Here is a 12030-nt window from a genome sequence, read left to right as displayed (position 1 = left end):
CCGCCTTGGCGCCCACTTCCCCGCCCGACACCGGCGCGTCCAGGTAGTCGCAGCCCAGCTCGTTGATCTGCCTGGCAAACGCCTTCGTCTCCATCGGTGAGATGCTGCTCATGTCGACGACGATCTGGCCCTGGCTCAGGCCGGACGCGACCCCGTTCTCCCCGAACAGCACCTTCTGCACGTCCGGCGTGTCCGGCACCATCACGAACACGATCTCCGCCTTCTGTGCCACCTCCTTCGCGTTGGCGCAGGCGACAGCCGCGCTCAACGAAGCGGGCACCTCGCCGCGCGTGTGGACGAACAGGTCGTGGCCGGCCGCCAGCAGGTGGCCCGCCATCGGCGCGCCCATGATGCCGAGGCCGATGAATCCGAGTTTCATGTGCTTGCCCTCAATGTGTCAGTTGCTGCCGCCACCCGAGGCCCGCCTCGGTGTTCGTGGCCGGCTTGTATTCGCAGCCGATGTGGCCGGTGTAGCCGATGCGGTCGATGTGCCGGAACAGGAAGGCCCAGTTCAGCTCGCCCGTGCCCGGCTCGTTGCGGCCGGGGTTGTCGGCCAGCTGGATGTGGTCGATGCGGGCCAGGTGCTTCTGCAGCGTCGCCGCGATCTCGCCCTCCACACGCTGCGCGTGGTAGATGTCGTACTGCAGGTAGGCGTTGGGCGCGCCCACGTCGTCGAGGATCGCCAGCGCCTGGTCGGTGCGGTTCAGGAAGAAGCCGGGGATGTCGAACGGGTTGATCGGCTCGATCAGCAGCTTCAGGCCAGCCTTCTGCAGCTCGCCGGCCGCATAACGCAGGTTGTCGACCAGCGTGCTGCGCAGCACGGCCGGGTCCACGCCGTCGATCGCCTTGCCGGCCAGGCAGTTGAGCCGTGGCGTGCCCAGCGTCGTGGCGTAGTCGATCGCGCGGCCCACGCCGTCGCGGAACTCGGCCACACGCTCGGGATGGCAGGCGATGCCGCGCTCGCCGGCGTCCCAGTCGCCGCCGGGCAGGTTGTGCAGCACCAGCTTCAGGCCGTTGGCGTCGAGGCGCTGCTTGATCTCAGCGGCCGGGAAGGCATACGGAAAGAGAAACTCCACGGCGTCGAAACCCGCCCTCGCGGCGCGCTCGAAACGGTCGAGGAACGGCACCTCGTTGAACAGCATGGTGAGGTTGGCTGCGAACTTCGGCATGTCTGGCTCCTGGAAAAAACGGGAGGATGGGGAGCTTAGTCCAGCAGGCCCACGGCCGTCGGCGCATCGCTGGGATCGAGCGCCAGTTCCTCGAACTCGTTGACCGCATCGATCTCGGTGCCCATCGAGATGTTGGTCACCCGCTCCAGCATCACCTCGATCACCACCGGCACCTGGAACTCGGCCATCCACCGCTCGGCCTGCTCGATCGCCGGCTTGATCTCTTCCTGCTTGTGCACGCGGATCGCCTTGCAGCCCAGCCCTTCCACCACCGCCATGTGGTCGACGCCGTAGCCCTCCAGCTCGGGCCGGTTGATGTTCTCGAAGCCGAGCTGCACGCAGTAGTCCATGCTGAAGCCGCGCTGCGCCTGGCGGATCAGGCCGAGGTAGCTGTTGTTCACCACCATGTGGATGTACGGCAGCTTGAACTGCGCCCCGACGGCCAGCTCCTCGATCATGAACTGGAAGTCGTAGTCGCCCGAGAGGGCGACGATCTTGCGCGTGGGGTCGGCCGCGCGCACGCCCAGCGCGGCAGGGATCGTCCAGCCCAGCGGGCCGGCCTGGCCGCAGTTGATCCAGTGCCGCGGGTGGTACACGTGCAGGAACTGCGCCCCGGCGATCTGCGAGAGGCCGATCGTCGACACGTAGGTCGTGTCGCGGTCGAAGTTGTTGTTCATGCACTGGTAGACACGCTGCGGCTTCATCGGCACCGCATCGAAATTCGTCTTGCGCAGCATCGTGCGCTTGCGCTCGCGGCAATCGGCCACCCACTGCGTGCGGTCCTTCAGCGTGCCGGCGGCCCGCATCTCGCGCGCCACCTCCACGAAGAGCTCGAGCGCCGCCTTGGCGTCGGAGACGATGCCCAGGTCGGGCATGAACACCCGGCCGATCTGCGTCGGCTCGATGTCGACGTGCACGAACGTGCGGCCCTTGGTGTAGACCTCGGTCGAGCCGGTGTGGCGGTTCGCCCAGCGGTTGCCGATGCCCAGCACGAAGTCGCTCGCCAGCATCGTCGCGTTGCCGTAGCGGTGGCTGGTCTGCAGGCCGCACATGCCGGCCATCAGCGGGTGGTCGTCGGGGATGGTGCCCCAGCCCATCAGCGTCGGGATCACCGGCACGTGGGTCAGCTCGGCGAACTCCACCAGCAGGTCGGACGCATCGGCGTTGATGATGCCGCCGCCGGCGACGATCAGCGGCCGTTCGGCGGCCTGCATCATCGCGATGGCCTTCTCGACCTGCTTGCGCGTGGCTGCGGGCTTGTAGACCGGCAGCGGCTCGTAGGTGTCGATGTCGAACTCGATCTCGGCCATCTGCACGTCGAACGGCAGGTCGATCAGCACCGGGCCCGGGCGGCCCGAGCGCATCAGGTGGAAGGCCTGCTGGAACGCGCGCGGCACCTGGGCCGGCTCGCGCACGGTGACGCTCCACTTCGTCACCGGCTTGCTGATCGACTCGATGTCGACCGCCTGGAAATCCTCCTTGTACAGGCGCGCGCGCGGCGCCTGGCCGGTGATGCAGAGGATGGGGATCGAGTCGGCGATGGCCGAATAAAGGCCGGTGATCATGTCGGTGCCCGCCGGCCCCGAGGTGCCGATGCACACGCCGATGTTGCCGGCCTTGGCCCGGGTGTAGCCCTCGGCCATGTGCGAGGCGCCTTCCACGTGGCGCGCCAGCACGTGGGCGATGGACGCCCGCTCGCGCAGGCAGGAATACAGCGGGTTGATCGCCGCGCCGGGCACCCCGAACGCCTGCGTGATGCCCTCCTTCTCCATCACCAGCACCGCCGCCATCGCAGCTTTCATCTTGGCCATGATCGTCTCCTTGTGAATGGGGACGATGATCCGCAGCCCGGGGCGCGGGGGGAAGCGCAGGCCGGCGATAAGAGCTATTCCGCCGCAGAATGAAGCGGCGTCCCGCGTGTCAGGCCGCCGCCGGCACGCTGGCCTCCATCAGCCAGTCGACCACCGCGTGCAGCGCCTTCGCGCGGGTCTCGCCGCGCTGCCGCGCCTCCTCGTACAACGCCATTTGGCGGTGCGCGCTGGTGCCTTCGTCGAGCAGCCGGCGCACGTGGCCGAGCCCGGCTTCGCAGCCCAGCTGCCGCGCATCCTCGGCGACGTCGTCGAGCAGCGTGCGCACCACGTCGCGGCACGGGCGGTGCTCGCCGCCGTCCAGCGCGATGAACTCGGCGTCCAGGCCGAAGCGCTTGGCGCGCCAGCGGTTCTCGTCGATCAGCCGCCGCGTGAACGGCGACCACGGCGCCGCCAGCTCGGGCCGCCGGGCCATCCACCGCACGAGGCAGCGGTACAGCGCGGCGATGGCGAGCGTGTCTTCGAGCCGCGTGCAGGCGTCGCAGATGCGCAGCTCCAGCGTCGGATAGCGCAGCGCGGGGCGGATCGCCCACCACAGGTAGCCGGCATCCTTCACCGCGCCGGCGCTCACCAGGCGCTGCACCAGCTCGCCATATTCCGCCTCGTCGCGGAAATGGTCGGGGATGCCGGTGCGCGGCCACTCGTCATAGGCCGACTGGCGGTAGCTCAGCAGCCCGGTGGCGGCGCGGTGCCAGAACGGCGACGAGGTGCTCAGCGCCAGCAGGGCGGGCAGCCAGGGCATCACCCGGTTCATGATCACCACGCGGTCCACGCCCGGCGGGATCGCGACGTGCACGTGCAGCCCGCACAGCACGTTGCGGCGGCCGATGATCTGGAAGTCGTCCATCAGCTGGCGGTAGCGGTCCTTCGGCGTCTCGACCTGCTCGCCCCACGCGGCCAGCGGATGGGTGCCGCAGGCGGTCAGGCGCAGCTCCTTCTCCGCGGCGATCTCGGCCACGCCGCGGCGCAGGCGGGTCATTTCCTCGTGGGCCTGCCCGCAGCGCTCGAACACGGGCGACACCAGCTCGATCTGCGAGCGCAGCAGCTCGGGCGCCACGGCCTCGCCGAAGCGCCGCTGGCAGGCGCGCAGCAGCGAGCGCGGCGCCACGGTCGCGAGCATCCGCGAGCGCGGGTGCGTGAGGAAGAACTCCTCCTCGATGCCGAACGTGAACGGGAAGCGGTCCAGGTCGTCCATGCGGGCCCCATCTTTTGGTTGTCGGTATGCCGCGCATCATCCGGACGGGCGGCGGAAAGTCTGCCCGCCAACGGCGGGCCGGTGTGCAGGCGCCGTCCGACAGGCAGTGTCGCCAAGGGCACAGGGTTACCGCGCCGGCCGGCCCCGCGCTGGCTTACGATCGACCGTTGAACCCGGGTTCTCGACGTCCTCGCCGACAGGGCCGGGCGGTGGCTCGACACCGCAGGCTCTCCACCTCCCTACAGGAGCCTCCCATGTCCCTCCGCATCAACGACACCGCGCCGAACTTCACCGCGCAGACCACCCAAGGCGTCATCGATTTCCACGACTGGATCGGCGACAGCTGGGCGATCCTCTTCTCGCACCCGAAGGACTTCACCCCCGTGTGCACCACCGAGCTCGGCTACATGGCCCGCATCGAGCCGGAGTTCACCAAGCGCAACACCAAGCTGATCGGCCTGTCGGTCGACCCGGTGGACAGCCACGGCAAGTGGGTGGCCGACATCGAGGAAACCCAGGGCGCGGCCGTCAAGTACCCGATGATCGGCGACGTCGACCTCCACGTGGCCAAGCTCTACAACATGCTGCCGGCCGAAGAGCCGGGCAGCGCCGACGGCCGCACCGCCGCCACCAACGCCACCGTGCGCTCGGTCTTCGTCATCGGCCCCGACAAGAAAATCAAGCTGATGCTGACCTACCCGATGACCACGGGCCGCAACTTCGACGAGATCCTGCGCGTGCTCGATTCGATGCAGCTCACCGCCAAGCACAAGGTGGCGACGCCGGTGAACTGGCAGCAGGGGCAGGACGTGATCATCGCCGGCTCGGTCTCCGACGACGACGCGAAGAAGCTGTTCCCCGAAGGCTGGAAGGCACCCAAGCCCTACCTGCGCATCGTCAAGCAGCCGGGCTGATCGCGGGCGGGCCACGGCCCGCGCCGCGCCCGCCTTCAGCAGCAGCCGGACCAGGCGCTGCGCCGGTAGAACGGCCCCAGGTCTTCCGCCAGCGCACGCACCGTGCCCTGCCAGGCCGCCACCTCGGGCTGGGCCGCGATGCGTGCCCGCATCTGCGCGACCAGCTCCTGCCGCACCGCCGCCTCGTCGAGGCCCACCACGCGGCCGTGCGCCACCACCTGGCGCCCGCCGACGTACACGTCGTCGATGTGCAGGCCGCTGCCGCGCGCCAGCAGCAGGTCGAGCGGATCGGTCGGCAGCAGGTGGTCGTCGTCGAGGCGGTCCCAGTCGAGCACCACCACGTCGGCCGGCGCACCCACGGCGAGCGTGCCGGCCTGCGCCGGATGCGCCGCGCCGTTGACGGCGCGTGGCCCGTGGCACGCGGCGTAGCGCCAGAGCTGCGGGCGGTCCATCGTCACGTCGTAGCCCCAGCCGCGGTGCAGCTGGTAGGCCAGGCGCATCTCGCGCAGCGGGTCGTCGTCCTCGTTGACGCCGGTGGCGTCGAGCCCCAGCGCGATGCGGCAGCCCTGGCGCAGCATCTCGGGCACCGGCGCGATGCCCGACTTGAGGTACAGGTTGGAGCTGGTGTTGACCGCGATGGTGACGCCGCGCTCGGCCAGCAGCGCCAGATCGTCGGGCCGCGCCCACACGCAGTGCGCCAGCGTGAGCCGCGGGCTCAGCAGGCCGATGCCGTCGAGGAAGCGGACGATGCCCTCGGGGTGCGCCCTGTCGGCCCATTCGCGCTGGTAGCGCGTTTCCAGCAGGTGCATGTGCACCGGCCGGCCGGTGTCGGCCGAGGCCCGCGCGATCGCCTCGAGCATTGGCGTGCTGCACCACTGCACGCCGTTGGGGCCGTACTGCACGGTCACGTGGCCGGCGAAGCCGCCCTCCTCCACCATGCGGGCCACGTCGTCCACCAGCGCCACCTGCTGCACGATGTCGACCGGCCTGGCCGCGAGCCGCGCGCCCACCGCGTCGCGGATCCCGGGCCGCAGCGCCGCGAGCATCGTCGCGTCGTCGCAGTAGCCGATGCCGTGACGGTCGCGCATCGCCACCGCGAACCCGATGCGGTTGCCCACGTCCTTCGCGGCACGCGCAATGGCGCGGGCCTCGTCCACGTAGGGCAGGCCGCCCTGCACGCGGGTGTAGTGGCACATCAGGTTGGCCGTGCCGTGGCGCACCGAGCGCGCGAAGGCCGCGGCCGCGTTCAGGTACGGATCGGCGCCCGGGAGGATGCCGATGAACGGCAGCCAGCTCTCCAGCGGCTGCTCGAAGGCCCCGACCGTGGCGCTGCGGAAGAAGCGGCCGTGGTCATGGGCGTTGCTCAGCGCCGGCAGCGCGAGCCGGCGCGGCCCGGCGACAGGCGCCGGCGCGGGCGCCACGGCGGCGATGCGGCCGTCGGCCATCGTCAATCGCACGTCGGCCTGGGCGGCCAGCGTGCCCGGCTCGGCGAGGAGCCATGCGCAGTCGAGTGTCGTCATGCCCGCATGCTGCACCATCACTTGAGCGCCAGCTTGCGCTCGGCCGCCGGCGGCAGGAAGCGGCGGTCGAACACCTCGGCCGGCGCCGGCTTGCGCGGCAGGCCGAAGGCCGCGTCGAGCTGGTCGATCGCACGCTGCAGCCGCTCGTCCTTCACGTCGCCGACGCCGGCCTCGGCCGCCTCGGGCGTCAGCACCACCGTGCGCAGCGCGTAGAGGAGCCGGCGCTTCTCCATCTCCTTGTTGACCAGCGGCTCGCGCTTGGCCAGCGCCTCGATGGCGGCATCCGGATCGGCCACCGCATCGCGCAGGCCCTTGTTCACCGCGCGCACGAGGCCGGCCACGGCCTGCGGCCTGTCCTTCAGCAGCTGCGGCGACACCATCACGCCGTTGCCGTAGAGGTCGATGCCGAGGTCGGCGTAGTGGAACCAGCGGATGTCCTTGTCGGGGTCGAGCCGCTGCGCGGCGAGGTTCATGTAGCTGGTGACCGAGAACACCGCCGAGGCGTCCACCTGCCCCTGCAGCAGCATCTGCTCCTGCAGGTTGGGCGCCATGTTGGTCCACTTCACCTTGGCGGCGTCGACGCCGTTCTTCTCCGCCAGCAGCGGGAACATCTTCATCGCCGCGCCGCCGGCGGGCGAGCCCAGCGTCTTGCCTTCCAGGTCCTTCAGCGTCTTGATGCCGCTGCCCGCCTTGGTCATCAAGGCGAAGGGCGCGCGGTTGTAGACCATGTAGACCATCACCGGCGCCTGCCCCGGCCGCGCCGCGGCGTTCTGCACGATGGCGTTGATGTCGCCGAACGCGGCCTGGTAGGTGCCGGCCATCACCTTGGTGACGGCGGTGGCCGAGCCGTCGCCCTGGTCGATCGTCAGGTCGATCTTCTCCTGCGCGAAGTAGCCGCGGTCCTGCGCGAGGAAGTACCACGCATGCACGCCCTGCAGCTTCCAGTCGAGCACGAACTTGATGGCGGTCGTCTCTTGCGCCGCCGAAGCCAGCGGAGCCATCGCGAGGGGCAGTGCAGCGGCCGCGGCCAGCACGGCGCGGCGGAGGAACAGGGGTGTCATCGGCGTCCTTGGATCGAATTGGTGCATGGCGGGTGCGGATCACCCGCCGCGCCCTCCCGCACGCAGCCGGCGTGCCAGCGATCGTCGCCGCTTCGTGCTTTTTCGCGACCCCTGCGTTGCCATCACGGCATCGCTTCACCCCGGGTCGCGCAGTGCCTCAGGCCGCGAACGGCCGCAGTTCCTCGGGATGCTGGCGCAGGTAGCTCACGAGCAGCCGCCGCTTCTCCGGGCCGCGCCCGCCCTCCTCGCCCAGCGCACCGTCGCCGAAGAAGGCGGGCATGCGCGCCGACACGCGGGCATAGACCGAGCGCCACTGCTTCTTCAGCGTGTGGACGGTCGTGTCGAGGTGGCGGGCGATCTCCTCGTCGGTCTCGTCGTACACCGCGCGGCGCAGCAGCCGGCGCTCCGCCGGGCTGAACCCGAAGACCGGCCGGTGGTGCTCGAACACGTCGCGCAGGTGCGCGCCCGGCAGCATGCGCAGGGCCTCGGCCCGGCGCATCCCGAACAGCTCGGGCAGCGGCGCGTTGCCGGGCGTGCCGGTGCGGCGCGTGCGCTGGAACATCCCCATGCTGCGCATCACCTCGCACTCATCGCCCCAGGCCTCCTGGTGGATGCCCTGCACGCGGTGGCCGGCATGGGCCAGCCGGAACGCCGTCATCGCGACGGACCACAGCGCGTGCGCGAGGGGATCGTCGAGGCCGGCGTGCCGCTGCCAGTAGTGCAGCACCAGGAACTCGACCCCCTCGCCGGCGTTGGCGCGGGCGAGCGCCGCATCGGACGGCGGGCGGAAGCGGCCCGCCAGCATCTCGCCGTAGAGGTGGCGCGCCGCATAGGCCGGCGGCGCCTCGGCCAGCCGGCGGCACCACGGGTCGTCGAGCACCACGGCCACCCCCAGCGCCTGCAGGCGCCGGCCGGGCGGCTGCAGCACATCCTCGATCACGTCGGCGTTGAAGCCGGGCTGGTGCAGCAGTTCGGCCCACAGCGCCGGTAGCGCCGCGCGGGTGGCATCGGGCAGCCCCAGCCACGGGGGCAGCAGGCCGAGGGCCTCTTCGAAGTCGGACGGCTGCAGCAGCCGGTGGCGCAGGCGCGGCGTGGGGGCGGACATCGGGCGCGATGATAGGGTCGCGCCGCCCAGTCAGCCGCACCGGGCCGCGGCACGGCTCAGCGGCTGCGGCGGCGGCGCACGGCGCCCAGCAGCAGGCCGCCCGCGGCCATCAGCGCCACCGACGCCGGCTCGGGCACCGGCGCCAGCGCGACCGTGTAGTTCACGCCGCCGAGGTTGTCGGCGTAGTAGCCGGGGTTGCCCTGGAACGACCAGCTGTCGGCGAAGCCGAGGTACAGGCGCGTGGCGCCCTCCGGCGCGGTGTAGCTGAGCAGTGCGCCGGCCGCGTTGTTGACGCCGGCACGGCCGTCGCCGATGACGAACACCTGGTGCAGCGCCGGCGCGACCGAGGCTGCGCCCGCGGCGGTCCACGCCGGCAGGTTGGCGGGCGCCGCGCCGCCGAACGGGTCGGCATCGGTGGTGAACACCGCGACCAGCGGCAGCGCCGTGTTGGCCTGCACGCCCGACAGGCCGTTGATCCCGTTGACCCGCGTCGTCCCGCCGCCGCCGTCGAGCCCATACCACGTCGCGGGGCCGCAGCACGTGACGCCGCCGCTCATCGCGGTGAAGGTGAAGACGCGGTCCGCGCCGGGCGCGAAGGCCAGGTACGGCGCATCCGCCGCGGCGCTGGGCTGGCTGCCCGAATGGCCGAAGATCTGGTAGATCGACGTGTTGGCGGTGACGGCGCCGCTGACGGTGCCGCCGGCCGCGATGGTGGTCTGCGCCTGTGCCGCAGCGGTGGCCGCGGCCATCAGCGCGAGCGTGGCGATGGATCGGTTCATGGGTCTGTCCCTCGTACTGCCTTTGGAAGAGGCGCGATTCTGGCGAGGGGAACAGGCCGGCGCCAGCGTCGCGCGGCGCCTTTCCCGCGCGTGCGGGCCGCGTTCACCCATTTAGGACCATGCAGCAGCCGCGAGGGGCCGCCGGCCTCAGGCGACCTTGTCGATGGCCTGCGCCAGCAGGTCCAGGCCCAGGTCGATCTCCGCGTCGCTCACCGTCAGCGGCGGCGCGATGCGGAACACGCCGCCCATGCCGGGCAGCTGCACGATGTTCATGCTCAGGCCGAGCTTCATGCACTCGCGGGTGATGGCAGTGCCCAGGTCGGGCGCGGCCTGCCTGCCGGCCCGGCTCTTCACGATCTCGATGCCCAGCAGCAGCCCGCGGCCGCGCACGTCGCCGATGCAGTCGACGCGTTCCTGCAGCGCGCGCAGGCCGCGCTCCAGCCGCTGGCCGGCGACACGCGCGCGTTCCACCAGCCCGTCGCGCTGCACCACCTCCAGCACCTTCAGCCCCACCGCCGCGGGCAGCGGGTCGGAGACGTGGGTCGTGTAGAAAAGGAAGCCGCGGGCGTGGCATTCGTCCTCGATCGCCTCGGAGGTCAGCACCGCCGCCAGCGGCAGGCCGGCGCCCAGCGTCTTCGACAGCGTGAGGATGTCCGGCACCACGCCGTCGCGCTCGCAGGCCAGCATCAGGCCCGTGCGGCCCACGCCGGTCTGCGCCTCGTCCAGGATCAGCAGCATGCCGCGCTCGGCGCACTTGGCCTTCAGCGCGGCCAGGTAGCCCGGCGGCAGGTCGATCAGGCCGCCAGAGCTCAGGATGGGCTCGGCGATGAAGGCCGCGAGGTTGCCGCTCGATTGGCGGTCGATCAGGTCGAAGGCGTAGTCGAGCTCGGCCTGCCAGTCGAAGCGGCCGTCGCGCTCGAAGCGCGGCCGGTAGGGGTACGGCGCGGGGATCGCGAACGAGCCCACCGCCGCCGGCCCGTAGCCCTTGCGGCCGGCGCTGTAGGTGGCCGAGGCGGCGCCGCCCGTCATGCCGTGCCACGACTGCGCGAAGCTCACCACCTCGTACTTGCCGGTGTAGAGCTTGGCCATCTTGAGGGCGGCCTCGTTGGCCTCGGCGCCGGTGCTCAGCAGCAGCGCGCGGTCGAGCCCCGGCGGGGTGACCTCGGCGAGCCGGGTGGCGAGCTCGACCACCGGGCGGCTCAGCATGCCGCTGAACAGGTGGTCGAGCGAACGCGCGTGCTCGGCGACCACCGCGGCGACCTCCAGGTGCCCATGGCCCAGCAGTGCGCTCATCTGGCCCGAGGTGAAGTCGAGGATCGCGCGGCCGTCGGCGTCATAGACGAAGCTGCCCTGCGCCCGCTCGATGATCATCGGCTCGAAGGTGCCGCCGTAGCGGATCAGGTGGCGGCGGGCGTGGTGCCAGAAGGCGGGGTCGGCGTTGCGGGACATCGGGGTTCCTTGCTTCGGTCGCGGATCGACCGGGCGAGCGTACGGACTGCCGCACCGCGAGCCAAGCCAATAATCCTGAACCCAGCTATCAGACAGGCTGATCCCTTGAGCCCTGCCCTCGACATCGACCTGCTGCGCACCTTCGTCGCGATCGCCGACACGCGCACCCTGGGCCGCGCCGCCGGCCGGATCGGCCGCACGCAGGCCGCGGTGAGCATGCAGGTCAAGAAGCTCGAGGCGATGTTGGACCAGCCGCTGCTGAACCGCACCGGCCGCGGCGTCGCGCTCACGCTGCACGGCGAACGCCTGCTCGACCATGCGCGCGCGATCCTGCGGCAGCACGACGCGGCGGTGGCCGACCTCTCGGGCGCGGGCCTCGTGGGCACGCTGCGCTTCGGCTGCCCGGACGACTACGCGGCGGCCTTCCTGCCGCACATCCTGCGCAGCTTCGCGGGCCGGCATCCGCAGGTCTTCGTCGAGGTGGTGTGCGCGCCCACGCCGCGGCTGCAGGCGCAGCTCGCGAAGCACGCGCTCGACCTGGCGCTGGTCTCGACCCCCGAGGCCGGCGACACGGCCGCCGTCCTGCGCCGCGAGCCGCTGGTGTGGGTCGGCAACCGGCATGACGACGCGGCAGCGCGCGAGCCGCTGCAGCTCGCGCTCTCCGACCCCGACACGCTGGACCACCGGGCGGCCTGCGAGCGGCTCGACGCGGCCGGCCGGCCCTACCGCGTGGCCTACGCCAGCGGCAGCATCTCGGGCCTGCTCGCGGTGGTGCGCTCCGGCCAGGCCATCGCAGTGCTGACGCAGGCCGCCGTGCCGGACGACCTGCAGGTGCTCGCCCCCGGCGGACGCCTGCCGGGCCTGCCCGCGGTGGGGCTGGTGCTGAGGTTCGGCCTGGCACGCCCGCCGGCGCTGGCCGTCGCGTTCGCCGAGCACCTGCAGCGCATCGTGCCCACGCTGTAGGCCCGGC

The 12030-nt window shown here is 71.4% G+C and carries 11 protein-coding genes; 2 read left to right on the top strand and 9 right to left on the bottom strand.

Going from position 1 to position 12030, the window contains the following annotated elements:
• The 4 genes from V4F39_RS24095 to V4F39_RS24080 all read right to left on the bottom strand — a co-directional run.
• Positions 1-379, bottom strand: a 379-nt coding sequence (locus tag V4F39_RS24095; RefSeq protein ID WP_332292662.1) for an NAD(P)-dependent oxidoreductase, incomplete at its 3' end; no start/stop codon positions are given.
• Between the two features lie 10 nt (positions 380-389).
• Positions 390-1169: a hydroxypyruvate isomerase gene (hyi, locus tag V4F39_RS24090; RefSeq protein ID WP_332292661.1), complete on the bottom strand. Its 780-nt coding sequence runs from the start codon at positions 1167-1169 to the stop codon at positions 390-392.
• A gap of 35 nt (positions 1170-1204) precedes the next feature.
• Positions 1205-2980: a glyoxylate carboligase gene (gene gcl, locus V4F39_RS24085; RefSeq protein ID WP_332292659.1), complete on the bottom strand. Its 1776-nt coding sequence runs from the start codon at positions 2978-2980 to the stop codon at positions 1205-1207.
• 109 nt (positions 2981-3089) lie between these two features.
• Complete coding sequence (locus tag V4F39_RS24080; protein ID WP_332292658.1) at positions 3090-4232, bottom strand: carboxylate-amine ligase; 1143 nt, start codon at positions 4230-4232, stop codon at positions 3090-3092.
• 254 nt (positions 4233-4486) lie between these two features.
• On the opposite strand from V4F39_RS24080, the gene V4F39_RS24075 reads away from it, so the two are divergent.
• Positions 4487-5146 carry a peroxiredoxin gene (locus V4F39_RS24075; RefSeq protein ID WP_332292656.1) on the top strand — a complete coding sequence of 220 codons (660 nt, stop codon included), beginning with the start codon at positions 4487-4489 and terminating at the stop codon, positions 5144-5146.
• Between the two features lie 35 nt (positions 5147-5181).
• On the opposite strand, the gene V4F39_RS24070 is transcribed toward V4F39_RS24075, so the two are convergent.
• The 5 genes from V4F39_RS24070 to V4F39_RS24050 all read right to left on the bottom strand — a co-directional run bounded on the left by V4F39_RS24070 (position 5182) and on the right by V4F39_RS24050 (position 11060).
• Positions 5182-6666: an amidohydrolase family protein gene (locus V4F39_RS24070; protein ID WP_332292655.1), complete on the bottom strand. Its 1485-nt coding sequence runs from the start codon at positions 6664-6666 to the stop codon at positions 5182-5184.
• 17 nt (positions 6667-6683) lie between these two features.
• Positions 6684-7727, bottom strand: a complete 1044-nt coding sequence (locus tag V4F39_RS24065; protein WP_332292653.1) for an ABC transporter substrate-binding protein — start codon at positions 7725-7727, stop codon at positions 6684-6686.
• 157 nt (positions 7728-7884) lie between these two features.
• On the bottom strand, positions 7885-8832 hold the full coding sequence (locus V4F39_RS24060; protein ID WP_332292652.1) for a helix-turn-helix transcriptional regulator: 948 nt from the start codon (positions 8830-8832) through the stop codon (positions 7885-7887).
• Positions 8833-8888: 56 nt separating this feature from the next.
• Positions 8889-9611 carry a PEP-CTERM sorting domain-containing protein gene (locus tag V4F39_RS24055; protein ID WP_332292651.1) on the bottom strand — a complete coding sequence of 241 codons (723 nt, stop codon included), beginning with the start codon at positions 9609-9611 and terminating at the stop codon, positions 8889-8891.
• Between the two features lie 147 nt (positions 9612-9758).
• Positions 9759-11060, bottom strand: a complete 1302-nt coding sequence (locus V4F39_RS24050) for an aspartate aminotransferase family protein (RefSeq protein ID WP_332292650.1) — start codon at positions 11058-11060, stop codon at positions 9759-9761.
• Positions 11061-11165: 105 nt separating this feature from the next.
• On the opposite strand from V4F39_RS24050, the gene V4F39_RS24045 reads away from it, so the two are divergent.
• Entirely contained in the window at positions 11166-12023 is an 858-nt protein-coding gene (locus V4F39_RS24045; protein ID WP_332292649.1) for a LysR substrate-binding domain-containing protein, read from the top strand.
• The last annotated feature ends 7 nt before the right edge of the window (positions 12024-12030 follow it).

The organism is Aquincola agrisoli, assembly GCF_036621135.1.
Lineage (GTDB): Bacteria > Pseudomonadota > Gammaproteobacteria > Burkholderiales > Burkholderiaceae_C > Aquincola > Aquincola agrisoli.
This window is presented reverse-complemented; position numbering and strand designations above follow the sequence as displayed.